General features: G+C 73.6%; 25 protein-coding genes. 11 read left to right on the top strand and 14 right to left on the bottom strand.

All coding sequences use genetic code 11. The features are described from left to right. Positions 1–282: 282 nt before the first annotated feature. The 3 genes from RNC47_RS10030 to RNC47_RS10040 form a co-directional block, all read right to left on the bottom strand. Positions 283–876, bottom strand: a complete 594-nt coding sequence (locus RNC47_RS10030; protein ID WP_311597496.1) for a coiled-coil domain-containing protein — start codon at positions 874–876, stop codon at positions 283–285. A gap of 45 nt (positions 877–921) precedes the next feature. Beyond that, on the bottom strand, positions 922–3768 hold the full coding sequence (leuS, locus tag RNC47_RS10035; protein ID WP_311597498.1) for a leucine--tRNA ligase: 2847 nt from the start codon (positions 3766–3768) through the stop codon (positions 922–924). 223 nt (positions 3769–3991) lie between these two features. Beyond that, a complete protein-coding gene (locus RNC47_RS10040) occupies positions 3992–4813 on the bottom strand; it encodes a TIGR02452 family protein (RefSeq protein ID WP_311597500.1) in 822 nt (273 codons plus the stop codon). A 148-nt stretch (positions 4814–4961) separates the two neighbouring features. Between RNC47_RS10040 and RNC47_RS10045 the strand changes: the two genes are divergently transcribed. From RNC47_RS10045 to RNC47_RS10055, 3 genes are all read left to right on the top strand, one after another. Continuing rightward, a complete protein-coding gene (locus RNC47_RS10045) occupies positions 4962–6182 on the top strand; it encodes a M20 metallopeptidase family protein (protein ID WP_311597502.1) in 1221 nt (406 codons plus the stop codon). Positions 6183–6224: 42 nt separating this feature from the next. Next, positions 6225–6752 (top strand): flavin reductase family protein, encoded by a 528-nt coding sequence (locus RNC47_RS10050; protein WP_311597503.1) that lies wholly within the window; start codon positions 6225–6227, stop codon positions 6750–6752. A gap of 96 nt (positions 6753–6848) precedes the next feature. Further along, the gene (locus RNC47_RS10055; protein WP_311597505.1) at positions 6849–7784 is read left to right on the top strand and encodes an alpha/beta hydrolase; all 936 of its coding nucleotides are present in this window, start codon (positions 6849–6851) and stop codon (positions 7782–7784) included. 4 nt (positions 7785–7788) lie between these two features. Here the strand turns inward: RNC47_RS10055 and RNC47_RS10060 are convergent, their stop codons facing one another. Beyond that, the gene (locus RNC47_RS10060) at positions 7789–8883 is read right to left on the bottom strand and encodes a helix-turn-helix domain-containing protein (protein ID WP_311597507.1); all 1095 of its coding nucleotides are present in this window, start codon (positions 8881–8883) and stop codon (positions 7789–7791) included. 45 nt (positions 8884–8928) lie between these two features. Between RNC47_RS10060 and RNC47_RS10065 the strand changes: the two genes are divergently transcribed. Continuing rightward, complete coding sequence (locus tag RNC47_RS10065) at positions 8929–10230, top strand: extracellular catalytic domain type 1 short-chain-length polyhydroxyalkanoate depolymerase (protein WP_311597509.1); 1302 nt, start codon at positions 8929–8931, stop codon at positions 10228–10230. A gap of 34 nt (positions 10231–10264) precedes the next feature. Beyond that, entirely contained in the window at positions 10265–11602 is a 1338-nt protein-coding gene (locus RNC47_RS10070) for an SGNH/GDSL hydrolase family protein (protein ID WP_394814747.1), read from the top strand. A gap of 34 nt (positions 11603–11636) precedes the next feature. Here the strand turns inward: RNC47_RS10070 and RNC47_RS10075 are convergent, their stop codons facing one another. Further along, positions 11637–12758 carry an NADH:flavin oxidoreductase gene (locus RNC47_RS10075; protein ID WP_311597511.1) on the bottom strand — a complete coding sequence of 374 codons (1122 nt, stop codon included), beginning with the start codon at positions 12756–12758 and terminating at the stop codon, positions 11637–11639. A 51-nt stretch (positions 12759–12809) separates the two neighbouring features. After that, positions 12810–13196, bottom strand: a complete 387-nt coding sequence (locus RNC47_RS10080) for a RidA family protein (RefSeq protein ID WP_311597512.1) — start codon at positions 13194–13196, stop codon at positions 12810–12812. Positions 13197–13291: 95 nt separating this feature from the next. Here RNC47_RS10080 and RNC47_RS10085 point away from each other — a divergent pair, with 95 nt between their 5' ends. Beyond that, on the top strand, positions 13292–13693 hold the full coding sequence (locus RNC47_RS10085; RefSeq protein ID WP_311597514.1) for a winged helix-turn-helix transcriptional regulator: 402 nt from the start codon (positions 13292–13294) through the stop codon (positions 13691–13693). A gap of 54 nt (positions 13694–13747) precedes the next feature. Here RNC47_RS10085 and RNC47_RS10090 read toward each other — a convergent pair whose 3' ends face one another. From RNC47_RS10090 to RNC47_RS10105, 4 genes are all read right to left on the bottom strand, one after another. After that, a complete protein-coding gene (locus RNC47_RS10090) occupies positions 13748–15061 on the bottom strand; it encodes an SGNH/GDSL hydrolase family protein (protein ID WP_311597516.1) in 1314 nt (437 codons plus the stop codon). Between the two features lie 110 nt (positions 15062–15171). Beyond that, a complete protein-coding gene (locus RNC47_RS10095; protein ID WP_311597728.1) occupies positions 15172–16503 on the bottom strand; it encodes an enolase C-terminal domain-like protein in 1332 nt (443 codons plus the stop codon). 30 nt (positions 16504–16533) lie between these two features. Beyond that, positions 16534–17871 carry a gluconate:H+ symporter gene (locus RNC47_RS10100; RefSeq protein WP_311597517.1) on the bottom strand — a complete coding sequence of 446 codons (1338 nt, stop codon included), beginning with the start codon at positions 17869–17871 and terminating at the stop codon, positions 16534–16536. 33 nt (positions 17872–17904) lie between these two features. Then, the gene (locus RNC47_RS10105) at positions 17905–18828 is read right to left on the bottom strand and encodes a 5-dehydro-4-deoxyglucarate dehydratase (RefSeq protein WP_394814748.1); all 924 of its coding nucleotides are present in this window, start codon (positions 18826–18828) and stop codon (positions 17905–17907) included. Positions 18829–18943: 115 nt separating this feature from the next. Between RNC47_RS10105 and RNC47_RS10110 the strand changes: the two genes are divergently transcribed. The 4 genes from RNC47_RS10110 (at position 18944) to RNC47_RS10125 (ending at position 21405) form a co-directional block, all read left to right on the top strand. Continuing rightward, positions 18944–19711 (top strand): IclR family transcriptional regulator, encoded by a 768-nt coding sequence (locus RNC47_RS10110; protein ID WP_311597520.1) that lies wholly within the window; start codon positions 18944–18946, stop codon positions 19709–19711. A gap of 93 nt (positions 19712–19804) precedes the next feature. Further along, entirely contained in the window at positions 19805–20077 is a 273-nt protein-coding gene (locus RNC47_RS10115) for a type II toxin-antitoxin system HicB family antitoxin (protein ID WP_311597521.1), read from the top strand. Then, complete coding sequence (locus RNC47_RS10120; protein WP_311597523.1) at positions 20074–20421, top strand: hypothetical protein; 348 nt, start codon at positions 20074–20076, stop codon at positions 20419–20421. Before RNC47_RS10115 ends, RNC47_RS10120 begins: the two co-directional genes overlap by 4 nt. Positions 20422–20451: 30 nt before the next feature. Further along, positions 20452–21405, top strand: a complete 954-nt coding sequence (locus RNC47_RS10125) for an SMP-30/gluconolactonase/LRE family protein (protein WP_311597525.1) — start codon at positions 20452–20454, stop codon at positions 21403–21405. A gap of 20 nt (positions 21406–21425) precedes the next feature. On the opposite strand, the gene RNC47_RS10130 is transcribed toward RNC47_RS10125, so the two are convergent. Next, a complete protein-coding gene (locus tag RNC47_RS10130) occupies positions 21426–22094 on the bottom strand; it encodes a TetR/AcrR family transcriptional regulator (RefSeq protein WP_311597527.1) in 669 nt (222 codons plus the stop codon). A 60-nt stretch (positions 22095–22154) separates the two neighbouring features. Between RNC47_RS10130 and RNC47_RS10135 the strand changes: the two genes are divergently transcribed. Next, complete coding sequence (locus RNC47_RS10135; RefSeq protein ID WP_311597529.1) at positions 22155–23129, top strand: quinone oxidoreductase family protein; 975 nt, start codon at positions 22155–22157, stop codon at positions 23127–23129. A gap of 10 nt (positions 23130–23139) precedes the next feature. Here RNC47_RS10135 and RNC47_RS10140 read toward each other — a convergent pair whose 3' ends face one another. From RNC47_RS10140 to RNC47_RS10150, 3 genes are all read right to left on the bottom strand, one after another. Then, complete coding sequence (locus tag RNC47_RS10140) at positions 23140–23751, bottom strand: dihydrofolate reductase family protein (protein WP_311597531.1); 612 nt, start codon at positions 23749–23751, stop codon at positions 23140–23142. Between the two features lie 143 nt (positions 23752–23894). Further along, positions 23895–24587 carry a maleylpyruvate isomerase family mycothiol-dependent enzyme gene (locus tag RNC47_RS10145; protein ID WP_311597533.1) on the bottom strand — a complete coding sequence of 231 codons (693 nt, stop codon included), beginning with the start codon at positions 24585–24587 and terminating at the stop codon, positions 23895–23897. A 32-nt stretch (positions 24588–24619) separates the two neighbouring features. Next, a complete protein-coding gene (locus tag RNC47_RS10150) occupies positions 24620–24976 on the bottom strand; it encodes a DUF6223 family protein (protein WP_311597535.1) in 357 nt (118 codons plus the stop codon). Between the last annotated feature and the right edge of the window lie 195 nt (positions 24977–25171).

Genomic DNA, 25171 nt, shown 5'->3' on the forward strand with positions numbered 1-25171 from the left:
CGACACGGCCGCAGGCCGACACGGCCGCAGGCCGACACGGCCGCAGGCCGACACGGCCGCAGGCCGACACGGCCGCAGGCCGACACGGCCGCAGGCCGACACGGCCGCAGGCCGACACGGCCGCAGGCCGACACGGCCGCAGGCCGACACGGCCGCAGGCCGACACGGCCGCAGGCCGACACGGCCGCAGGCCGACACGGCCGCAGGGCCCGGCTCGTGGCGGCGGAGCCGCCGAGCCGGGCCCTGCGAGCCGGTGGCCAACGCCAAGCGCCCAGCGAAACGTCAGGAGGGTGTGCCCTTGTCGAGGCCCGGTGGGGTGGCCTGCGGGGGTGCTTCGGGGGCCGGTGCCGGTGTCCAGTGGCGGAGGGCGTTCGCCTCCAGGTCGATCTGGTCGTGCAGCGCGTCGAGCGCCTCCGTGTCGTGGCGGTGGGCCCGTTCCTGGGCCGCGAAGCGGAGGGAGTCGGCCGAGCGGCGGATCCGGTCGGCGCGGGTGCGGAGTTCGGGGAGGCGTGCCGCGAGTCTGGCGCGGTCCGGTTCGCCGGTCATCAGCGCCGTCAGCTCCCGGTCGAGCTGCTGCGCGTGCCCGGTGAGCTGTTCGAACAGGGCACGCGCCTCGGCAAGCGACGCGTCGGCGCGCAGCGCGGCGCGCGTGCTGTCGAGGGCGGCGCGCAGCTCCCTGCGGGTGCGCGCCGCGTCGCCGACGGCGCCCGGCTGGGCGGCGCGCGCGTTCAGCATGGCGTCGGTGAAGGTGCGGCGGATGTCGTCGCGGGCGTGCGCGGCTCTTCGGGCGACCGCGCGCGCACCCCACACCACCAGCCCGGCGACGACCAGGAAGGCGAGGAACGACAGGCCGAGCAGAGTGATCAGGATGTCCATGTCCGACACACCTCCGCCCTCCAGGGTAGGGCCACCGCCCCGGGATCAGGCCGGGACGATGTTCACCAGCTTCGGGGCCCGGACGATGACCTTGCGGATCCCGGCGCCGCCCAACGCCGCCACCACGGCGGGCTCGGCCAGGGCCCTGGCCTCCAGGTCGGCCTCGGCGATGGCCGGCTCGACCTCGATCCTGGCCCGTACCTTGCCCCTGATCTGGACGACGCAGGTGACGGTCTCGTCGACCAGGTAGGCCGGGTCGGCGACGGGGAAGTCGGCCCGGGTGACGCTGGTGTCGTGGCCCAGCCGCTGCCACAGTTCCTCGGCGACGTGCGGGGCCAGCGGCGCGATCAGCAGCACCAGGGTCTCGGCGACCTGGCGCGGCACCTCGGCCAGCTTGGTGACGTGGTTGTTCAGCTCGGTGATCTTGGCGATGGCGGTGTTGAAGCGCAGCGCGTCCAGGTCCTGCCGGACGCCGTCGACGGCCTTGTGGACGGCCCGCAGCGTGTCCTCGGTGGGCTCGACGTCCACGACGGTGACCTCGCCCGTCGTCTCGTCCAGCACGTTGCGCCACAGCCGCTGCAGCAGCCGGTACTGGCCGACGACCGCCCGGGTCTCCCAGGGGCGGGAGACGTCCAGCGGGCCCATCGCCATCTCGTACAGCCGCAGCGTGTCGGCGCCGTAGGTGGCGCAGATGTCGTCGGGCGAGACGACGTTCTTCAGGGACTTGCCGATCTTGCCCAGCTCGCGGCTGACGCGGGCGCCCTCGTACCAGAAGCCGTCCTCGCGCTCCTCGACCTCGGCGGCCGGGACCGGGAAGCCACGCTCGTCGCGGTAGACGTACGCCTGGATCATGCCCTGGTTGAACAGCTTGTGGTACGGCTCGGCCGAGGACACGTGGCCCAGGTCGAACAGCACCTTGTGCCAGAAGCGGGCGTACAGCAGGTGCAGTACGGCGTGCTCCGCGCCGCCGACGTACAGGTCGACGCCGCCGGTGGGCCGGCCGTCGCGCGGGCCCATCCAGTAGCGCTCCAACTCCGGGTCGACCAGGGCCTGGTCGTTGTGCGGGTCCAGGTAGCGCAGGTGGTACCAGCAGGAGCCGGCCCAGTTGGGCATGGTGTTGGTCTCGCGCCGGTACCTCTTCGGCCCGTCGCCCAGGTCCAGGGTGACGTTCACCCACTCCTCGTTGCGCGCCAGCGGCGGCTCGGGCTGGGTGTCGGCGTCGTCCGGGTCGAAGGTGCGGGGCGAGTAGTCGTCGACCTCGGGCAGTTCCAGCGGCAGCATCGAGTCGGGCAGGGCGTGCGCGATGCCGTCCTCGTCGTAGACGATCGGGAAGGGCTCGCCCCAGTACCGCTGGCGGCTGAACAGCCAGTCCCGCAGGCGGTAGTTGACGGTGCCCTCGCCCAGCCCGGCGGCGGTCAGCCACTCGTTCATCCGGGTCTTGGCCTCGGGCACGGTCAGCCCGTCCAGGGAGACGGCGTCGCTCGCGGAGTTGATCAGCCGGCCGTCGTGGGAGGCGAACGCGTCGTCCCAGGTGGCGGGGTCCGCGGAGCGCCCGTCCGTCGGCTCGACGACGCAGCGGATGGGCAGGTCGAAGGCACGGGCGAACGCGAAGTCGCGGCTGTCGTGGGCCGGGACGGCCATGATGGCGCCGGTGCCGTAGCCGACGAGCACGTAGTCGGCGATGAAGACGGGGATCCGCTCGCCGGTGGCGGGGTTGACGGCGCGGGCGCCGGTGAAGACGCCGGTCTTCTCGCGGGCCTCGGCCTGCCGCTCGACGTCGGACTTGGCGCCGGCCTGCTTGCGGTAGGCGGCGACGGCCTCGGCCGGGGTGGCGTGGCCGCCGGTCCAGGCGTCGCGGGTGTCGGCCGGCCAGGCGTCGGGCACGACGGCGTCGACCAGGTGGTGCTCGGGGGCCAGCACCATGTAGGTGGCGCCGAACAGGGTGTCCTGGCGGGTGGTGAAGACGGTCACCGTGCCGCCGTCGCCCTTCTCGCCCACCTGGAAGTCGATGCGGGCGCCCTCGGAGCGGCCGATCCAGTTCCGCTGCTGCAGCTTGATGGCCTCGGGCCAGTCGACGGTGTCCAGGTCGTCGGCCAGCCGGTCGGCGTAGGCGGTGATGCGCATGTTCCACTGGCGCAGCGTCGACTTGAAGACCGGGAAGTTGCCGCGCTCGGAGCGGCCGTCGGCGGTGACCTCCTCGTTGGCCAGCACGGTGCCCAGGCCCGGGCACCAGTTGACCGGGGCGTCGGCGGCGTAGGCCAGCCGGTGGCCGTCCAGCACGGTGGCGCGCTCGGCGGGGGTCAGTTCGGCCCAGGGGCGGCCGTCCGGGGTGGGGCGCTCGCCGGCCTCGAAGGCGGCGACCAGTTCGGCGATGGGCCGGGCGCGGCCGGCCTCCTCGTCGTACCAGGAGTTGAAGATCCGCAGGAAGATCCACTGCGTCCAGCGGTAGTAGTCCGGGTCGATGGTGGCGAAGGACCGCCGCTGGTCGTAGCCCAGGCCCAGGCGGCGCAGCTGGGCGCGGTAGTTGGCCATGTTGGCCTCGGTGGAGACCCGGGGGTGGGTGCCGGTCTGCACGGCGTACTGCTCGGCGGGCAGGCCGAAGGCGTCGAAGCCCAGGGTGTGCAGCACGTTGTGGCCGGCCATCCGCTGGTAGCGGGCGTAGACGTCGGTCGCGATGTAGCCCAGCGGGTGGCCCACGTGCAGCCCCGCACCCGAGGGGTACGGGAACATGTCCATGATGAACTTCTTGGGCCTGGCCGCCTGCTCCGGGTCGTCGGCCAGGTCGCCGCTCGGGTTGGGCGTCTCGTACGTGCCGTGCCGCTCCCAGTACTCCTGCCAGCGCGCCTCGATGTCAGCGGCCAGGGCGGCGTCGTACCTGTGTGTCTCGCTCATCGTCTTCGGAACTCCATCGATCGTCTCCGCCACGTCATGAAGAAACCCCTCACTCAGGAGGGGCCGCCGCGCTGACGTCTTGCCTGGTCAGCGCGGCCACGTAAGCAGAAGGCGTACGGCACGCATAGCGTCAGGGTAGCGCACGGGGCCAGGGGGCCGCCCGGCCTCGCGCCGGCCGCCGGGGCCGGGCGGCCGGCCGGCCGTCGTGCCGTCGGGAGGCCGCTCAGCCGGCGGTCGTGAAGCGTGCCTCGAAGGCGGCGCGGTTCGGCGACTCGGGGCCGCGGCTCCAGACGGCGAAGACGACCCGGTCGAAGGCGGCGCCGTGCACGGTGAGGGCCCGGTCGAAGGCGGCGGCCACCTCGGCCGGGTCGTTGCGGAAGACGCCGCAGCCCCAGGCGCCGAGCACCAGCTCCCGGGCGCCGTGCCGGGCCGCGACGGCCAGCACGCGCTCCGCGCGCTCGGCGAGCAGGTCGGCGACGTCCACCGGCCGGCCGCCGGAACGCAGGGCGAGCTGGCCGGCGTTGGGCGCGGGGGAGGTCAGGAAGGACACGGGGTAGGGGGTGTCGAGCAGCGCGTGGTGCTGGTCGCGGATCACGGGCACGTGCGGGGACCAGATGACGCGGTGGCTGTAGCGCAGGTCGCGGGAGGCCCGGTGGGCGGCGTAGTAGTCGGGGGCGGCCAGCAGGCAGTGGTGGAGCAGGGCGCCGCGGCACAGGTCCTCCTCCTGGGCGCGGGCGCCGCGCAGGTAGCCGCCGCCGGGGTTGCGGGCGGAGGCGAAGTTGAGGACGGCGACGTGGGCCGCGCCGTCGTCGGTGAGCCGCCTGGCGGCGGCGAGGCTGCCCTCGCCGGTGACCTCGGGGCGGCCGGTGAAGGGGCCGTGGGCGGTGCCGGTGACGCCGGCGTCCGGCGGGTAGGAGACGGTGCCGGCGCGGGCGGCGGCCAGCGGCTCGCCGATGGCCACGAGCGTGCCGGTGGTCGTTCGGTAGGTTCCTCGCTGGGCGATCTCCTCGTTCTCGGTCGCGACGGACCGCAGTCTGCTTGCCATGTGCCGGACACTAGCAAGGAGTTCGCGTCAGTTCGACGAGATTTGGGGGGCCGGTGGGTTGGCCGGGTTCCCTACGCTGGTCGAGCAGGTCGAGGCCGCCGAACGAGCCCTGCCCGACCGGCGGGACGCATTCCAGGGAGAGTGACGCATGAGCACCGCGACCGCACCGACGAGGGCCCAGGCGACCGCCATCGGCGACGAACTGATCGCGCTGCGGCGGGCGTTGCACGCGGACCCGGAGGTCGGCCTGCGGCTGCCGCGGACCCAGCGCCGGATCCTCGACGCCCTCGCCGGCCTCGGTCTGGAGATCACCACCGGCACCGCCACCACCTCGGTCACGGCCGTGCTGCGCGGCGGCGCGCCCGGGCCGACCGTGCTGCTGCGCGGCGACATGGACGCGCTCCCGATCGTGGAGACCACCGGGCTGCCGTTCGCCGCCGCCAACGGGGCGATGCACGCCTGCGGCCACGACCTGCACGTCGCGGGCCTGGTCGGGGCGGCCCGGCTGCTGGCGGCCCGGCGGGCCGAGCTGGCCGGCTCGGTGCTGTTCATGTTCCAGCCGGGCGAGGAGGGGCACGGCGGCGCGCGGGTCATGATCGAGGAGGGGGTCCTCGACGCGGCCGGCGAGCCGCCGGTCGCCGCCTACGGGGTGCATGTCGCCGCCGACCTGCCCGCCGGGCTCGTCACCACCCGCCCCGGCCCCCTGATGGCCGGCTACTCACTGCTCGACGTCACCGTGCGGGGCCGGGGCGGGCACGGCTCCCGGCCGCACCACGCGCTGGACCCGGTGCCGGTCGCCGCGGAGATCATCACCGCGCTCCAGACGTATGTCACCCGCCGCTTCGACGTGTTCGACCCGGTGGTGATCACCGTGGGCGAGGTGTCGGCCGGCACCGCGCCCAACGTCATCCCGGAGACGGCCCGGCTGCGGGCCGGGGTGCGCGCCTTCAGCGCGACGGCCGCCGACCGGCTCGCGGTCGAACTGCCGCACCTGGCACGCCACATCGCGACCGGGCACGGGCTCAGCGCCGAGGTGGAGTACGGCGCGCTGCTGCCGGTGACCGTCAACGACGAGGCGGCGGCGGCCCGTTACGCCGCCACGGCGATCGGTCTCTTCGGCGCCGAGCGCTACCGGCCGCTGCCCAACCCCCGCACCGGGTCCGAGGACTTCTCCCTGGTGCTCCAGCGGGTCCCCGGCTCCTACGGCTTCCTCGGCGCCGCGCCGCCGACCCCCGACGACCGGCCGATCGAGGGCAACCACTCCCCCAACGCCCTCTTCGACGACTCGGTCCTGCCCGACCAGGCCGCGCTCCTCACGGAGCTGGCCCTGGGCCATCTGGTGACAGGCCATCCGTTCAACGGGAGGTAGTCCGTGTCCCACCGTCCCGCACCCCGGACTCCGCGGGCGCCCGTGTCCGCCGCCGACGACGACGACGCCGGCGAGGCCGCCGGCGGGCTGCCGGCCGCCGAGTTCAAGCGGGTCTTCCGGCAACACCCGGCCGGCGTCACGGTGATCGGCCTCGTGCACCGGGGCCGCCCGGTGGGCTTCACCGCGACCTCGGTCATCTCGGTCTCCGCCGAGCCGGCGCTGCTGGCGTTCTCGCTGGCCGCCGGCTCCTCGTCGTGGCCGGCGGTCGCGGCGGCGGAGACGCTGGCGGTGAGCTTCCTCGCCGACCACCAGGACGACGTGTCGGCCCGCTTCGCGACCAGCGGCATCGACCGCTTCGCCGCCGGCGGCTGGTCCACGCTCGACACCGGCGAGCCGGTGATCGACGGCGCGGTCTCCTGGCTCCGCGCCCGCGTGCTGGAGCGGACCCCGGTCGGCGGCAGCTACCTGGTCTCGCTGCTGGCCCTCGCGGCCGGGACCCGCGAGGGCGTGGCGCCGCTGGTCCACCACGACCGCACGTACCACCGCATAGGCGACCACTCGGCGATCTGACCGAGCGGGCCGCGACGCGGGCGTCGGGTGCCGACCCGGCGCACGACCGACGCACGTCTGATGACCCGGACATGCCACTGGTGCCACGGTGGGCGCATGCCCTACGCGTTCGATCCCGAACTGGCCGCGGCGCTGGTCATGATGTCGGCGGTGGACGTATCCGACCTGGCCGCGGCCCGCGCCGCCCAGCGGGCGCAGCTGGCCGCCGCCGTGGCCGCGGCCGACGCCACCGGGGTCACGGTCACCGAGCTGCGCGGGCCCGGCGTGCCGCTGCGCCTCTACCGGCCGGCGGCGGCCGGGAGCGAGCCGCTGCCCGCGGTCTACCGGATCCACGGGGGCGGGTTCACGATGGGCCATCCCGACGTGGACCACGAGATCAACCTGCGGCTGTGCCGGGCGCTGCCGTGCGCCGTGGTCTCCCCCGACTACCGGCTCGCCCCTGAACACCCGTACCCCGCCGGGCTCGACGACTGCTACGCGGGCCTGTGCTGGCTCGCCGAGCACGCCCCCGAACTCGGCGTGCGGCCCGAGGCGCTGGCCGTGGCCGGCGACAGCGCCGGGGCCTGCCTGGCCACCGGCGTCACGCTGCTCGTCAGGGACCTGGGCGGGCCCGAGCTGCGCCTGCAGTACCTCGACAGCCCGGCGCTCGACGACCGGCTCGCCACCCCGAGCGCCCTGCGGTTCACCGACACCCCGATCTGGAACCGGCCCAACGCGCTGCGGAGTTGGGCCGCCTACCTGGGGGAGGGCGTGCCGGGCTCGCCCGACGTGCCGGTGACGGCCGCGCCGGCCCGTGCCACCGCGGCCGACCTCGCCGGGCTGCCGCCCGCCCATGTCACCGTGATGGAGATCGACCCGCTGCGGGACGAGGGCATCGACTACGCCCGCGCCCTGCTCGGCGCCGGCGTCACCACGGAACTGCACCTGTACCCCGGCACGTTCCACGGCTCGGCGCTGGTGCGGCACTCGGCGGTGGCGCGCCGGATGGCCGCGGAGGAGGTCGCGGTGTTGGGCCGGGCGCTCGCGTGGTGAGCGCTCAGCCCTCCGCCGGGGCCAGCGCGAGACGCCGGGCGTACAGGGCGAGTTGGGCCCGGAAACGGTGCGCCGGGTCGCGCAGCCGCCAGCCGGTGGCGGCCTGCACGTGGCCGAGCCTGGCCGCCACCGAGCTGTGGTGCAGGTGGAGTTCGGCGGCCGCCTGGCGCAGCGAGCCGGTGCGGCAGAACGCGGCGAGCGCCGCCAGGTTCAACTCGCCGCCGTCGCGCGCCGCCAGCTCACCGAGCCGCCGCACGTCGGGCAGCGCGCCGAGCCGCGCCGCCGGCACCTCGGCGAGCACCGCGGCCGGGCCGAGCTCGTCGTGGTCCACCACCGCCTCGGCCGGCGGCCCGGCGGCCGCGAACCGCAGGGCGACCGACGCCTGTTCCAGGGAGTGCCTGGCCCGCGGCGCCTCGACGCCGCCGCCGATCCCGACCCGCACGCCGCCGCGCACCGCCGAGCGCAGCTCGACCGCCGGCGAACCGGCGCCGGCCGCCCGGTCCTGCAGCAGCGCCACGCCGAGCCCGCCGAGCCTGGCCACCCGCAGCGTGCCCGGCACCGCGCCGCGGCCGAGCAGCGCCAGGGCCGCCACCTCGGCGTCGCCGCCGTCGGCCGCCGCGAACACCAGGACGCGCAGCGGCGCCTCGGGCGCCAGGCCGAGCAGCCGCAGCGCCCTGGCGCGGTCCGCCAGTGACTCGCGCGCGGAGAGCGCCACCTCGACGAGCGCCGGGTCGGCCACCCGCAGCGGGTGTTCGAGCGTGTGCGCCGCGATGGCCAGCCACTCCAGCAGCAGATCGTCGAACGGGCCGGCCTCGCCCGGCCGTTCGAGCCAGACGCGGCCCGCGGGGCGCAGCGCCGCCTGCCCCGAGGCCCGCCCCGGCGGGCCGGCGAGCCCCGCGCCGTCGGGACCGGCGCGGAAGATCCGGCCGCCCGCCAGCTCCACGCCCACCGGGCACTCGGCGAGGCCGGCCGCCGAGCGGGCCAGCGCCGCCGGGTCGAGCCGGCCGGCCGCGAGCAGCGCCTGGAAGTGCGCGATGACCCGGACGGCGGCGGCGGCGTCGGCGTCAAGGGACGACAGGCGCAGCAGCAAGCCCTTCACAACCGCAAGTCTAGAAAAGGATGTCGAAAGGACAAGGACACCGACATGCCCAACAGAGCCGCCCGACACGTCCGTTCACTGCTCGCCGCGTTATTCGCCGGCGTGCTGCCGCTCCTCGCGGCGCTCCTGGTGACCGCGCCCCCGGCACACGCCGCGACGCTCACCGAGGTCACCAACTTCGGCACCAACCCCAGCAACCTGCGCATGCACCTCTATGTGCCCGACACGGTCGCCACCCGCCCCGCCGTGCTGGTGGCCGTCCACTACTGCACCGGCTCAGGGCCCGCGTTCTACTCGGGCACCGAGTTCGCGTCGCTCGCCGACCGCTACGGCTTCATCGTCGTCTACCCGTCCGCCACCCGCAGCGGCAACTGCTTCGACGTGTCCTCGCCCCAGGCGTTGACGCGCGGCGGCGGCAGCGACCCGGTCGGCATCAGGTCGATGGTCGACTACGTGCAGCGCACCCACAATTCCGACCCGGCGCGGGTGTTCGTCACCGGCGCCTCGTCGGGCGCGATGATGACCAACGTCCTGCTCGGCGTCTACCCCGACGTGTTCCGGGCCGGCGCCGCCTTCGCCGGCGTGCCGTTCGGCTGCTTCGCCACCACCGACGGCTCGGGCTGGAACAGCGCCTGCGCCCAGGGCCAGATCTCCCGCACCCCGCAGGAGTGGGGCAACGCGGTCCGCAACGCCTACCCCGGCTACACGGGCGCCAGGCCGCGCATGCAGATCTGGCACGGCACCAACGACGACACGCTGCGCTACCCGAACTTCGGCGAGCAGGTCAAGCAGTGGACCAACGTGCTCGGCGTCAGCCAGACCCCGGCCTCCACCGACACCCCGCAGGCCAACTGGACCCGCACCCGCTACGGGGGCACCGGCGCCCAGGCCCCGGTCGAGGCCATCAGCCTCCAGGGCGTCGGCCACAACGTGCCGCAGTCCGGCATGGCGGCCCGGGTCATCGAGTTCTTCGGCCTCAACTCCACCACCACGCCGCCGCCGGGCGGCGGCGACCCCGGCACCCCGGCGTCGTCCTGCCGGGTCGGCGTCACCACCAACGCCTGGAACACCGGCCTGACCACGTCCCTCACCGTCACCAACACCGGCGGCAGCCCGGTCAACGGCTGGTCGCTGCGGTTCACGCTGCCCACCGGGCAGACCATCACCTCCGGCTGGAACGCCGGTTACAGCCCGAGCAGCGGCACGGTCACCGCCACCAACGCCACCCACAACGCGACCATCGCGGCCGGCGCGAGCGTCTCCATCGGCTTCCAGGCCAACCACACCGGCAACGCCGGCGCACCGACCGGTTTCACCCTCAACGGCGCCAGCTGCGCCACCGGCTGAGCGGAAAGGACTCGACATGAAGGGGCGCGCTCCCATGAGAGAGCCGAGGAGAACGACGCCGAGAACGACGCCGTGGCTCGTCCAGTTGGCCGCCGTGGCGATGCTCGCGATCGCCCTGGTCGCCGCGTCGTCGGTGGTCGGCGCCTCGGGCGCGGGCAACGCGGCACCGGGCGGCCGGCACTGGGTCAACACCTGGACGGCGATGCCGCAGCTCACCGAACCGGGCAACATGCCGCCCACCCCGTTCACCCAGGACGGGCTCGTGCTGGCCGACGCCACGCTGCGGCAGACCGTGCGGGTCACGGTCGGCGGCGAACACGCGCGGCTGCGCTTCTCCAACGCCTTCGGGGGCGCGCCCCTGCCCATCACCGCGGTCTCGGTGGCGCTGCCGCGCGCCGGACTCGCCGGCGTCAGCGCCGTCGAGCCCGGCACCTCGCGGCCGGTCACCTTCCAGGACCGGCCGTCCGTCACCGTCCCGGTCGGCGCGCAGGCCGTCTCCGACCCGCTCGACCTGGACCTGGCGGCCGGCACCAACCTGACCGTCACGCTCTACCTGGCCGAGGGCCAGGCCTCGAACGACATCACCTCGCACCCCGGTTCGCGCACCGCCTCCTGGCTGCTGGCCGGCGACCACGTCACGGCGGACGACCTGCCGGGCGCCACCCGCACCGACCACTGGTACTTCCTCAGCGGCGTCGAGGTGTGGTCGCCGAGTTCCACCGCCGCCGTGGCCGTCGTCGGCGACTCGCTGACCGACGGCCGGGGCTCCACCACCAACGGCAACGACCGCTGGCCCGACCAGCTCTTCGACCGGCTGCGGGGGTCGACCGCCGTGCTCAACCAGGCGGCCGGCGGCAACCGGGTCCTGAACGACGGCCTCGGCCCCAACCTGCTGGCCCGCCTCGACCGCGACGTGCTCGCCACCAGCGGCGTCTCCTGGCTGGTGGTCTTCGAGGGAATCAACGACATCGGCACCGCGCCCGCCACCCCCGAGGACCAGCGCGCGGTCGCCGACCAACTGATCGCCGCCTACGAGCAGATCGTGGTGCGCGCCCACGCCCAGCGGATCCGGGTCTACGGCGCCACGCTCACCCCGTTCGGCGGCAACGACCTCTACGACGACCCGGGCGGGCTGCGGGAGGCCACCCGGCAGCGGGTCAACGACTGGATCCGCGCCAGCGGCCGGTTCGACGCGGTCATCGACTTCGACGCCGCCGTCCGCGACCCGGCCGCCCCCGAACGGCTCCGGCCGGCGGCGGACGTCGGCGACGGCCTGCACCTGAACCCGCAGGGCTACCGGATGCTGGCCGACGCCGTACCCACCCGCCTCTTCCGGCCGGCGCCGCTCCCCGTCGACTTCGGCTTCGAGTGAGCACGACCTCACATGACGTGCCGGGCTTCCGCCCTCACCGGCCGCCGAGCTCGGTGTCCTTGATGTCCGCGAGGGGTGCGAGCAGGTCGGTGAGCGACCGACTGCCGGGGTCACGGCCTTCCCGGGCGGCACGCACCCAGTCGCGGTCGGCGAGGGCGGGTTTGCCCAGGGCCACCATGTCGGCCGCGCCGGCGGTGATGAGGGAGCGGGCGGCCGCGGGGGTGGCCAGCCCCCCGTTCGCGAGGACCGACGTGCCGCTGTGCCGCTTGGCGTGTTCGGCCAGGGTCAGGGGGCTGTCGCCGAACGCGGGGGCGGTCGCATCGGGTTCGGTGGTGTGCACGTAGTGCACACCGGTCCGGCCGAGGACGCCGAAGATGGTTTCGGCGTCTCCGCTCCGGCCGGCCCAGCGATGTGTGGCGTCGCCGACCTTGGCCTGGGAGATTCTGATGCCGACGGTGACCTCCGAGCCCACGGCCTGGACCACGTCGGCACAGATCTCGGCAGCCAGGCGCACCCGGTTCCGCACCGTGCCGCCGTAGCGATCCGCCCGCTGATTGGTGTAGTCGGTCAGGAACTGGTCGATGAGATAGCCGTTGGCGCCGTGGATCTCGACCCCGTCGAATCCCGCGGTGACCGCGCGTCGCGCGGCGGCGACGAATCCGTGCCTCACCTCGGCGATCTCCTCCAGGCTCAACATCCGCGGTGTCCGGAAAGGGCCACTGCCCCGGTAGAAGCTCAGCTGATGGCCCCGCGGCGCGACGGCCGACGGGCCCACCGCGCGGTCGCGGTGGCGGTTCCCCTGGCTCTGGCCGCCGGCGTGCATGAGCTGGGCGATGATCGCGCCCCCGGCCCGGTGCACGGCGTCGACCACCGTGCGCCACGCGGCTGCCTGCGCGCCGGTGGACAGCCCGGGCTGGTTCCAGTAGCCCTGACTGTATTCGGCGTCCGGATAAATCCCCTCGGTGATGACGAGGCTGAAGCCACCTCGCGCAAAGCGTGCGTAATAGTCGGCGTTTCGGTCGGTGACCCTGCCGTCGTCGGTGGCGCTGATCCGGGTCATGGGCGCCACCGCGACCCTGTTCGGCAGGACGACGTCACCAAGAGGCACGGGCGTGAACAAGGGGTCCGCCACGGTGGTCTCTGATCCTGCTCCCATTATTCCTGAGCCTTGTTCGTCGTCACTTTTCGCATGTGAATCGAGCCGCCGTCATCGGGCGATCGCGATCGCGTCGATCTCCACCAGCCAGTCGGGCTGTGCGAGTCCGGCCACCTGGAGCAGCGTGTCGGCCGGGTAGGGCTCGGTGAAGTACTCCGCACGCAGCCGGATGATCTGGTCCAGGAAGCTCATGTCGGTGACCATGATGGTCACCTTCACGACATCGGCCAGGCTGCTGCCGCCCTGTTCGAGCACCGTGGCCAGGTTCTCGAACGCCCGGCGTGCCTGGGTCTCGAAATCACCCCCGACGGTGCGGCCTTTCTCGTCGATTCCCGCCTGGCCGGAGACGAATACCAGGCCATTCGCCTTGATCCCCAGGGAGATGCGGTACGGCTCATACCAGTCGGGCTCGTTTTCCACACGCTCTATCGCTGTCATGTGGACAGCTTCAGACGTAGTATCGATCACCGCAAGTACGGTCTTTAATGACCTGTACTATCACGTTGTATAGTGCCGAGGTCAGGAGGGTTGGAATGCGCCCGCGCATTGAGGACGTGGCCGAGGAGTGCACGGTGGAGGCCGCACTGGAGGTCATCGGCGGCAAGTGGAAACTGGTCATCCTGCGGCATCTCCTGGAAGGCACCATGCGCTTCGGCGAGCTCGACAGGGCACTCCACGGGATCACCCCGCGCATGCTCACCAGGCAACTTCGTGAACTGGAGACCGACGGTCTGGTGCTGCGGACCGTGTACCCGCAGGTGCCACCGAGGGTCGAGTACTCCGTCACCGCGGTCGGCGAGAGCCTGCGCGCCATCATCGGCCAGCTCGAACAGTGGGGCCAGGAGTACCGGGCATGGAGCCCGGCGGGACACCACACCGCTCCGCCCGGAGTCGCGGCGGCGGGTGCGAGTGCGAGTCCGCTCTCCGGGGAGTGAGGCCGCCGCCTCCGCCACCTCCGGTGCCGGCGGAGGCGGCGGAGGCGTGGGGCGTCACCGCCCGCCGAGCGCCTCCAGCGGGAACGCGGCGGCCAGCGCCGCGTTCCCGGCGTCGTTGAAGTGCAGGTGGTCGCCGCGGTCGTAGGCCGGGTTCAGCCGGTCGGGCTGTGCCGGATCCCGGACGGCGGCCTCGAAGTCGGCGACCGCGTCGAACTCGCCGCTGGTCCTGATCCAGTGGTTGACCTGCTGCCGCACCTCCTCCTTGGCCGGGCTGTAGAAGCCGAGGGTGTCGTCGCGGAACGGGGTGATGGTGGCGCCGATCACCTCGACGCCCCGTTCGTGCGCGCGCCTGATCAACTGCCGCTGCCCGGCGATGACCTCGGCGGCCGTGACCTGCTCGGAGGCCGGCGCGGAGCGGGTGCCGGGCTGGCCGATGTCGTTGATGCCGAGGAACAGCACGAGGTGGGTGACGCCCGGCTGGGACAGCACGTCCCGGTCGAAGCGGGTGATGCCGGCCTGGCCGTAGTACGCGGCCCAGCCGTGGGCGGGCGACCCTTCGGGCGGGTTGGGGTCGCGCAGCAGCCGGTTGCCGCTGATGCCGGCGTTGAGCACGCCGGTCCCCGCCAGCCGGCCCGGCTCCGCGCGCAGCCGCTCGGCGAGGAAGTCGGTCCAGCGGTGGTTGCTGTTGAGGGTCGATCCGACGGTGAGCGAGTCGCCGAGCGCGACGACCGCGCCGCGCGCCGCCTGGCCGGTCACCTGGACGCCGGTGAGGAAGTACCAGCGGTCGGTGGTGCCGGTCGGGGTGATGGTGGCGCGGGCGGCGACGTTGCCGTCGGCCAGGTAGTTCTCCTGGTTGGCGTAGGCGTTGAGGGTGGCGCCCGGGGTGCGCTCCGGCAGGTGGACGCTGATCAACAGGTCGGCGCGGGCCGGGATCCGCAGCCCGACGGGGTCGCTGACCAGCCGCTCGCCGGGGGGCACGGTGACCCGGGCGCGGCCGTTGAACGTCAGCCGCCGGTCGGTGCCGGGCAGGGCGCTCGACCCGTCGCCCGCCGGGTCCCGCCTGGCGATCCTGGCCTCGCCGATGACCAGCGGCTCGGTGCCGAACTCGTTGGAGAACCTGACCCGGGCCGCGGCGCCGCCGACGCTGGCGCGCACCACCTGCCGGATCGTCTGGTCCTCGAAGGTGGTGGTGTCGGTGACCGGCCGCGTGGTGGGCGCGGTCGCCCACGTCCCGACCCAGGACCGCCCGCCGGACCCAGACGCCTGCGCCGACGCCGACGCCTGCGCGGCGGGCGCGAGCAGCAGGGCGCCGAGCAACAGCGCCAACACGGCGGCCGCCAGGCGGCCGAGGTATCTCAAGGGCTTCAACGGTGTCCCCTCCGCTGCGGGTTCGCGCCGGACGGCGCGAAATCACCGACACGTTGCCCTGCGGCTCGCCGCCACACACCCGACATTCGTCGGCCGACGGCAGCGGGTCGTCAGCGGACCAGGGACGGGCGTTTGGGGTCGAAGGTCCAGTCCGGGACCAGGTAGCGCATCGCGGTGGCGTCGTCGCGGGCGCCGAGTGCCTTCTCGCGGTAGAGCTCGTGGGCGGCCAGCAGCCGGTCCTCGTCCAGGTGGACGCCGAGGCCCGGCGCGTCCGGTAGGGCGACCTCGCCGCCCACGATCCTCGGCGGTTCGACGGTCAGCCGTTCCAGGCCCTCCTGCCAGATCCAGTGCGTGTCCAGCGCGTTGTACTCGCCGGGCGCGGCGGCGCCGCAGTGGGCGACCATGGCCAGCGAGATGTCGAAGTGGTTGTTGGAGTGGCATCCCCACGTCAGCCCGGTCGCCTCGCAGAGCTGGGCGACCCGCACCGAGCCGCGCATCGTCCAGAAGTGCGGGTCGGCCAGCGGGATCGACACCGACTGCAGGGCCAGCGCGTGCGTCAACTGTCGCCAGTCCGTGGCGATCATGTTGGTGGCGGTGGGCAGCCCGGTGGCGCGGCGGAACTCGGCGAGGATCTCGCGCCCCGAGTAGCCGTCCTCCGCGCCGCACGGGTCCTCGGCGTAGGCCAGCGTGCCGAGCAGTGGCCGGCAGAGTTCGACGGCCTCGCGCAGCGACCAGGCGCCGTTGGGGTCGAGGGTGATCCTGGCCTCGGGGAAGCGGTCCTTGAGCGCCCGTACCGCCCGTACCTCCTCGGCCCCGGCCAGTACCCCGCCCTTGAGCTTGAAGTCGCGGAAGCCGTACAGCTCGTGGGTGGCCTCGGCCTGCCGCACGATGGCCTCGGGGGTCAGCGCCTCCTCGTGCCTGATCCGGTACCACTCGGCGGCGGCGGCCGGCTCGCGCGTGTACTCCAGGTCGGTGCGGTCCGGGTCGCCCACGTAGAAGAGGTAGCCCAACACCCGTACGGAGTCCCGCTGTTGTCCGTCCCCGAGGAGTGCGGCCACCGGCACCTCCAAGTGCTGGCCGAGCAGGTCGAGCAGCGCCGACTCGACGGCGGTGACGGCGTGCACGGTGGTGCGCAGGTCGAAGGTCTGGGCGCCGCGTCCGCCGGCGTCGCGGTCGCCGAACCGGGCGCCGATCTCACGCAGCACCCGCTGGTGGTCGGCGATCCTGGCGCCCACGACGAGCGGTTCGGCGTCCCGCAGGGTGCGGGTGATCTGCTCGCCGCCCGGCACCTCGCCGAGCCCGGTGCGGCCCTCGGAGTCGGTGAGGACGACGACGTTGCGGGTGAAGTAGGGGCCGTGGGCGCCGGAGAGGTTGAGCGCCATGCTGTCGCGGCCGGCTACCGGGTAGACGGCGAAGGAGGTGACGGTCGGCTGCGGGCTCATGAACTCGGTGCTGCCTTTCACGTGTGGTGCTCAGACGTTGAGGAGGTCGAGGGCCTGTTCCATCGCCAGGACGCCGCCGAGGCCGAGGACGGCGAGCACGGTGGTGTAGCTGGTGCGGGCCTTGAGCGCCTGGACGACGGTGAGGTTGAAGTACTCCTTGAACATCCAGAAGCCCGGGTCGTTGACGTGGGAGAAGGCGATCGAGCCGCAGGAGACGGCGAGCACCATCAGCTCCGGGTGCACCCCGCTGCCGGCGAGCAGCGGCTCCACCACGCCGGCGGCGGTCACCACGGCGACCGTGGCGGAGCCGAGGGCGATGCGCAGGATGACGGCGATCAGCCAGGCCAGGATGATCGGCGAGACGCCCCAGCCGTCGGTGAGGTCCTGGATGTAGTCGGAGATGCCGCCCTCGACGAGGACGTTCTTGAAGGCGCCGCCGGCGCCGATGACGAGCAGGATCATCGCCATCGCCCGCACGGCCGAGGAGCAGGAGTTGGCGACCTCCTCCAGGCTGCGGCCGACGCGCGGGCCGAACGCCCAGACGGCGAGCAGCAGGGTGAGCAGCAGCGCGATGGGGGCGGCGCCGACGAAGGTGACGAACGGCAGCGCGCCGTCGTCGTCCGGCACCGACATGTCGTAGACGGCGGCGCCGGCGATGAGCACCACGGGCACCAGCGCGACGGACAGCGACCAGCCGAGCCCCGGCATCTCGTCCTCGGCGAACTCCCGCTCGGTGACGAGGCCGGTGGGGATGGCCGGGTCCATCCGGCGGATGAACGGCAGCCGCGGCCACACCAGGGCGATGGCCGCGCCGATCGGCACGGCGAAGAAGAGCCCGTAGAACAGGGTCAGGCCGACGGAGGCGTCGAAGGTGGCGGCCACGGCCGTCGGCCCGGGGTGCGGGGGCAGGAAGCTGTGCATGGTGGACAGCGCGATGGACATCGGCAGCCCGACCCACAGCAGGTTCTGGCGGGTGACGCGGACGATGGTGAACGCGACGGGCACGATGATCACGAAGGCGACCTCGTAGAACATGGTGACGCCGATCAGCATCGCGGTCACCACCATGGCCAGTTGGACCCAGCGCACCCCGAACGAGTCGACGAAGTGTCCCGCGATCCGCTGGGCGGCGCCCGAGTCCCCCATGACCCGGCCCACCATGGCGCCGAGCCCGACGACCAGCATGGTGTCGCCGATCTGTCCGCCGACGCCCTCGGCGAGGACGTCGGATATCTCGGCCAGCGGTATGCCCTGGACGAGCGCGACGCCGACGGCGACCAGCAGCAGGGCGACGAAGCCGTTGAGCTTCAGCCTCGTCATGAGGAGCAGCAGGATCAGCACGCTGATCCCGACGACGACGAGTGGCATGCGGGATTCTCCTTCGAACCGCGTGAGTCGTTCTCAGGCGCCGACCAGGTCGAGCCCTCGGGTGAGCAGCCGCTCCAGCTCCGCCAGGTGCGCCGGCCCCGGGTCGGTGAGCGGCGCGCGCACCGGCCCGACCGGCAGGCCGCGCAGCCGGGCCGCGGCCTTGACCAGCGAGACGGCGTATCCGGGCGTGGTGTCGCGGAGTTCGACGAACGGCACGTAGAAGTCGCGCAGCAGCCGCTCGGTGGTGGCCTCGTCGCCCGCCTTCAGCGCCCGGAAGAAGGCGCCGGCGATCTCGGGCGCGAAGGCGTGCACAGCGGACGAGTAGGCGGGCACGCCGACGGTGGCGTAGGCCCTGGCCTGGATCTCGGCGGTGGCGGCCCCGTTGAAGAACAGGAAGCCCTCGGGCGCCGCCAGGGTGAGCCGCTGCAGCCGGTCGAGGTCGCTGTGCCCGTCCTTGAGGCCGACGACGGTGGGGATCTCGGCGATGCGCCGCACGCTCTCCGGGGTGAACGCGACGTGGTCGCGCTGGTAGGCGATCAACGGCAGCGGGGTGGCGTCGGCGATCCGCCGCAGCTGCTCGACGAGGCCGTCCTGCGGCGCCCGGCTGAGGTAGTGCGGCAGGACAAGCAGCGCGTCGGCGCCGGCCGCCTCGGCGATCCGCGCGAACCGGCGGGCCTGCGCCCAGCCGTAGCCGATGCCGGCGACCACCGGGAGCCGCCCGGCCGCGACGTCCACGGCGGCGGTGATCACCTCGCGGTACTCGTCCTCGTCGAGCGCCGCGAACTCGCCGGTGCCGCAGGCCGGGAAGACGGCCCCGGGGTCGGTGGCCAACTGGCGCTCCAGGTAGGCCCGGTACGCCGCGATGTCCAGCCCGCCGTGCGCGCCGAAGCTGGTCAGCGGGAAGGACAGCACGCCTCGCGCCATGCCGTCCCGAAGCCGCACCACGTTCTCATTCATGAACGCCATCCCTGTACAGAAATCCTGTCCACGTATGGGGATGGAAACTAGGCTTGTGAACCGCCCGGGTCAAGAGGCGGGGGTCACTCCCACCCAGGCCACTTACGATCTGCCCATGAAGGTGAAGTCGGCGATGCGCACCGTCGCCCTGCTCGAACTGCTCGCGGCACGCGGCGACCGGCCGTCCCGCCTGCACGAGCTCGCCGAGGAGTTGGACGTGCCGCGCAGCAGCATGTACGCGCTGCTCCAGACCCTCGTCGACCAGGGCTGGGTCCGCACCGACGTCACCGGCGCCCTCTACGGCATCGGCATCCGCGCCCTGCTCACCGGCACCAGCTACCTGGACAGCGACCGCCGCGTGCGACTGGTCAGGCCCCACCTCGACGAGGCGTCCGACGCGCTCGGCGAGACCATCCACCTGGCCCGCCTCGACGGCCCGGACGTCGTCTACCTCGCCACCCGCGAGTCCCACGAGTACCTGCGCACCATCGACCGCGTCGGCCGCCGCGTCCCCGCCCACGCCGGCGCCCTCGGCAAGGCGCTCCTCGCCGAACGCCCGGACGACGCCCTCCCCCTGCCGGCCGGCGAGCTGGCGGCCCTCACCCCCGCGACCCTGACCGACCGCGCCGCCCTCCTCGCCGACCTCGCCGCCACCCGCGACCGCGGCTACTCGATCGAACACGAGGAGACCGTCGTCGGCATCGCCGGCTTCGGCTTCGCCCTCCGCTTCGACTCCCCCGCCACCGACGCCATCAGCTGCTCCGTCCCGATGGCCCGCCTCACCCCGGCCCACGAACGCGAGATCGTCACCGTCATGAGCGAACTCCGCCGCCGCGTCGAATCCCTCCCCCCGACCGGAACGCGGGCACCGCAGTGGCGGTGACCGGCCAGCAGGGTCAGCAGGCCGGACTTACGCGACATTCTCGATGCACATGCTCCCGAAGGCGCCTGATCGCCCGGAACGAAGGAGACACACGTGTCCAAGGCACGCCATGGGGACGAGGTGAAGGTCATCGCCGAAGGGGGCGGCTGGTCCGTGGTCATCCCCGGGCTCCCGGTGGCGGCGGATGGCGCGACCTTCGACGAAGCCATAGGAGAGATGGTGCAAGCCCTGTGGGAGTACGCCGAGGACTGGCGGAACCACCTGCGTACCGTCCCGAACCATCACGAGCACCGGAACCTGGTGCGGTGGGTCGAGCAGAGCGGCGACCAGCGGTTGGCCGACTGGCTGGCAGGTGCCGCCACGTGAACCCGAGCCCCGACGCCGCCTACTCGCTGGCCACCCTCGTCCAGCGGCTCGAGGCCCAGGCCGAGGAACTGCTCGTCGAGGAGCTGCCCTGGCTTGGCCTGCTCCCGAAGGCGGAACGGTCGGCCTGCGTCCGGGAACTGCTGGCCGGCCTCCGTGCCGGTGCGGAGACCGGCTCGCTGCTCCCGTTCGCCCATGATGTGGCCTCGTGGCGGGCCACCGCGGAAGCGTGGGCCGACCCGGAGCTCGCCCGCGATCTCCAGGGTCCCTTCCCCGGCACGGGGCCGGAACTGACGCCACCCGGCGAGACCCCCACGTCTGCGATCTTTACTTCCGAAGACCGATGACGACCCGACACCGCGCCTGGAGGAAGGCCCATGAGCAGCAGCACGCACCCCGGTCTCTACGAGGTCCTCGACGAGCGGTTCCGTACCGGGCGGTGTGTGAACGGGGATGCCGGGCTGGAGGTTCTGCACACCGGCTGCCGGTGGGTCGAGGGGCCGGTGTACGTGCCGGCGTGGCGGCAGGTGATCTGGAGTGACATCCCCAACGACCGGCTGTTGCGGTGGGACGAGGAGACCGGCGCGGTCGGCGTCTTCCGGCGGGACGCCGGGTATCCGAACGGCAACACCCTGGACCGCGAGGGCCGGTTGGTCACCTGCGAGCAGGGGAACCGGCGGGTGACGCGGACCGAACACGACGGCACCATCACGGTGTTGGCCGACCGCTGGGAGGGCAAGCGGCTCAACAGCCCGAACGACGCGACCGTGAAGTCGGACGGCTCGATCTGGTTCTCCGACCCCAGCTTCGGCATCACCAGCGACTACGAGGGCCACCGCGCGCACAGCGAGATCGGCGCCAACAACGTCTACCGGATCGATCCGGCCAGCGGCGAGGTCCGGCTGGTCGCCGACGACCTCAGCGCCCCCAACGGCCTGGTCTTCTCCGCCGACGAGAGCCGGCTGTTCGTCTCCGACACCGGCGCCGGCGTCGTCCGGGTCTACGAGGTGCGGGACGACGGGACGCTCTCGGACGGCGAGGTCTTCGCCACCGCCCGCGCGGGCGCCCGTTTCGACAACATCCGCTTCGACGAGGACGGCCGGCTCTGGGTCGCCGCGATGAAGGACGGCGTCCACTGCTACGACCCGGACGGCACGCTGATCGGCCGCCTGCGGATCCCGGAGGTCGCCGCCAACGTCGCCTGGGGCGGCACCAAGCGCAACCGCCTCTTCATCGCCGGCGACACCAGCCTCTACTCGGTCGTCATGGGCGTCACCGGCACCCACCCGACCGGCCCGGGCCGGCGGCGCTGGCTGGACGCGCCACGCTAGTCGGCGCCATGCGGGCCGCGCTAGTCGGCGCCGTGCGGGCCGCGCGCGAAGGGCAGTTGCGCGAGCCGCAGGCGGCTCGGCTCTGGCAGCGCTCCGCGGGCCGGTCGGGCGCGGAACGACTCGAGGAGGTAGGCCACGAGTCGCCGCGACGCCCGGCGGTCGCCCGGCAGCGCGGCGACCAGGCCGCAGTTGGCCAGCCAGACCACACCGAGGTCGGAGGGGTGGAAGTCGGGCCGCAGCGCGCCCGCCGCCTGCGCCCGGCGGACGAGGGTCAGGACGTCCCGCTCGAAGCCCTCGCGGGCCCGGACCTGCGCCCGCGCGGTGTCGGGGAAGGCGGCGACGAACGCCGCGGGGAAGCCGCGTTCCTCGCCCTGCAAAGCGCAGACCGTCTCGACAAGACGCTGGAAGCCGCGCCACGGGTCGGGGTCGGCGACGGCCTCGGTGAGCACCTCGGCGCAGGTCTCCAGCTGCTCCGCGAAGGCCGCCCGCACCAGGTCGTCCCGCGTCGGGAAGCGCCGGTACAGCGTCGCCACCCCGACCCCCGCCCGCCTGGCCACCGTCGCCATCGGCGCGTCGATCCCCTGCTCGGCGAAGACCGCGCGGGCGGCCGCCAGAACGCGCTGCCGGTTGCGCCGCGCGTCCGCCCGCAGCCCGTCCAACCGGTCCAACCGAGACGATTCCGCCGCCACTTCTTCTCACCTCCGCCGTAAGTGGACGATGTCGTCCGGTTACCAGCCTACGGTCGGGCCATGACGACGACGGACGAGACGATGCGGGCCGCGCTGTACGACCGGTTCGGCGGCCCCGAGGTGCTGTACGTGGGCCGCGTGCCACGCCCCGAACCGAGGGCCGGGGAGGCGCTGGTGCGGGTGCGCGCGGTGAGCGTGAACGGCGGCGAGGCGTTCGTGCGCTCCGGCAGGTACTCGGTGCTCACCGGTCGCGGGTTCCCCAGGCGCGTCGGACTCGACCTCGCGGGCGAGGTCGCCGCGCTCGGCGCCGGCGCCACCGGGCTCGCCGTCGGGGACCGGGTGTGGGGCGTGCTGGGCCGCACCTCCGGGTTCGGCAGCGCCGCGGAGTACGTGGCGGTCCCGGCCGACCGACTCGGCCGCGTGCCGGACGGTCTCGACCTGGTCCCGGCCGCCGCCCTGCCGGTCGGCACCACGGCCCTCACCGCGCTGCGCGACAAGGCCCGCCTGCGCCCCGGCGAGTCCCTGCTCGTGCGCGGGGCGGCCGGCGGCGTCGGCCATGTCGCCGTGCAGCTCGGCCGGGCGCTCGGCGCCGAGGTCACCGGCCTGGCCCGGGCCGCCAACCTCGACTTCGTGCGCGAGCTGGGCGCCCACCACGCCGTCGACCACCGCGCCGTCCGGCCACCCGAGCTGGGCCACTTCGACGTGGTGCTCGACACCGTCGGCACCGAACTCGCCACCTACCGCCGGCTGCTCAACCCCGGCGGGCGCATGGTCACCGTCGCCCTCGACCACCGGCGGCCGGCCGCGACACTCGGCGCCATCGCGGCCAGCGCCGTCCACGGCCACGCCCGGGTGCGGTTCTTCAGCGGCGACCCCAGGCGTCCGCTGCTGGACGACCTCGCCCGCCACGTGACGGAGGGCACGCTGCGCCCGATGGTCGACACCGTCTTCCCCCTGACGGAGATCGTGGCGGCACACCGGGCCCTGGCGGACGGCGGAGTGCGCGGCAAGTACGTGGTCCGCGTCGACTCCTAGCCGGCCTCCGCTACCCGCCGGCCCCGTAGGTGCCGTACCGCGGCAGCCCCGTGGACTCGAAGACGTGCACGGACAGGCCGCCCGGCGTGGTGCGCTGGCTGAGCGGTCGCAGGCCGGCCGGCGCGCCGCCGTCCGGGAAGAGGCGGCGGCCCTGACCCACCACGACCGGGGCGATCACCAGCCGCAGCACGTCGATCAACCCGGCGGCCAGCAGGGACTGGGCCAGCCGGGCGCTGCCGTGGATCTGCAGCTCCCGGCCTGGCTGCCGCTTCACCTCGGCGACCTGGGCCGGGACATCCCCGGACAGGATGGTGGTCGGGTGCCAGCCGGCCTCGGTGAGGGTGCGGGAGGCCACGTACTTCGGCCGGCCGTTCAGGATGGGCGCGGAGGGGTGGTCGGTCATCGTCGGCCAGTCCCGCGCGAAGTTCTGGTATGTGCGGCGCCCGAACAGGAACGCGTCCGCCTCGCCGAGCCAGTCAGCGGTGATCTGCTCGAACTCCTCGTCCAGATACGGCACGAACCAGCCGCCCCGGGTGAACCCGTCACTGGTGTCCTCCTCCGGCGACCCCGGCCCCTGGGACACCCCGTCGAGCGTCAGGAACTCCTGCAACACCAGCCTCATCACGCACCACTCCCTCTCTGGCCTCTTGGGGTTGGGGGACGCGGTCGTCCCCCACCCCTCGGACCGCGTGGCGCGCGAGAACTCATCGGTCCCGACGCGGCCGGTGTGGCCGGCGCGGTCCACTCGAAGGGGGACCCGCCCGGTCAGGGAGTCAGCGGCCCGTCGAGGATCCGTTCGCCGGCCGCGCGGTCGCCGTCCCAGGTGAAGACCGTGGCGTCGCGCGGCAGTCGGCCCCAGAGCAGCAGGAACAGGTGCTCCGCCGGGCCGGCGAGGGTGGCGACCGGGGTGCCGGGGCCGTAGGTCCACGACCCGCCCGTGTCGGTGGCGACGAACCGCAGCGCCGCCTCCGGCGACCGCGCGCGGCCACGGTCGATCTGCCGGGGCGCCATCGTGTCGAAGACCTCCGCGATGCCGTCGGCGACGAGTTCGGGGTCGAGTGGGCCCGGTACGCCGAGCGCGTGTTCGGCGTCCCAGCGGTGCACCAGCGTCTCCAGGGCGCGGCGGCGCTGCCAGAAGCCGACCGTGTGGGGTGGGAAGAACGTCCACGCGTCGGCGCTCGGGTCGGTGTCGAGCGCGCGGAGCAGGATCTCGGCCCCCTTCTCGAACCACCGCGCCAGCTCCGCCGGTTCACGCGGCGCCGGTATCGACTCGTAGTCGCCCCGGTGCTCCACGACGGCCGCCAGCGTCCAGATGTTGCCGCGCCCCAGGTGGTCGGCGAGGTCGTGCAGCGTCCAGTCACCGCAGTGCTCGACGGGCGCGGTCAGGTCGCCGTCGAGACACCGGCGGAAGGCGTCCGACTCACGGCGGAGGTGGGTGAGGTACGCGGCACGGTCCATGGGGCCGAACCTAGCGAACCAGCGGCAGCCGGTCAGCCGGTGCGGCGGGAGCGGGCCAGGACGAGACCGCCGAGGGCCGTGGCCGCGAGCCCCACGACCAGGGCCACGACGGCCCCGCCGAGACCGTTGCCGGTGCCGAGACCGCCGTCGGAGGTCGCCACCACGAGACCGCCGATGGCCATCGCGGCACAACCGGCCGCCAGGGCCACGACGGCCCCACCGGGCCCGGGGCCGAAGGTGACCCGGCCGGCCAGGCGGGCCAGGGCGAGCCCGCCGACGGCCACGCCGGCGAGCCCGAGCAGGGCGGCCACGATGGCCCCGAGCCGTCCGGAGCTCATGGTGTAGGCGCTGGCGGCCAGCGGTGTGGCGAGTGTGGATCGGACAGACATCCGGGGTGCTCCTTCTCCTCCTGCGACGGGATGTGGCCGATCATGTCCGCCGGACCGGCCGTCGGTCGTCCGGCGGACGCGGACTGTTCGCGCTGCCGCCGACGCCGCAGGGGTCGCGGGGGTACCGCGGGTGCGGTAGGCGACGATCGTCCGTGCGGGGGACTCGGGGGCGCGGGGCGCCCGGCTAGGGTGCGC

The sequence above is a fragment of the Streptomyces millisiae genome, assembly GCF_031845425.1.
Taxonomy (GTDB): domain Bacteria; phylum Actinomycetota; class Actinomycetes; order Streptomycetales; family Streptomycetaceae; genus Streptomyces; species Streptomyces millisiae.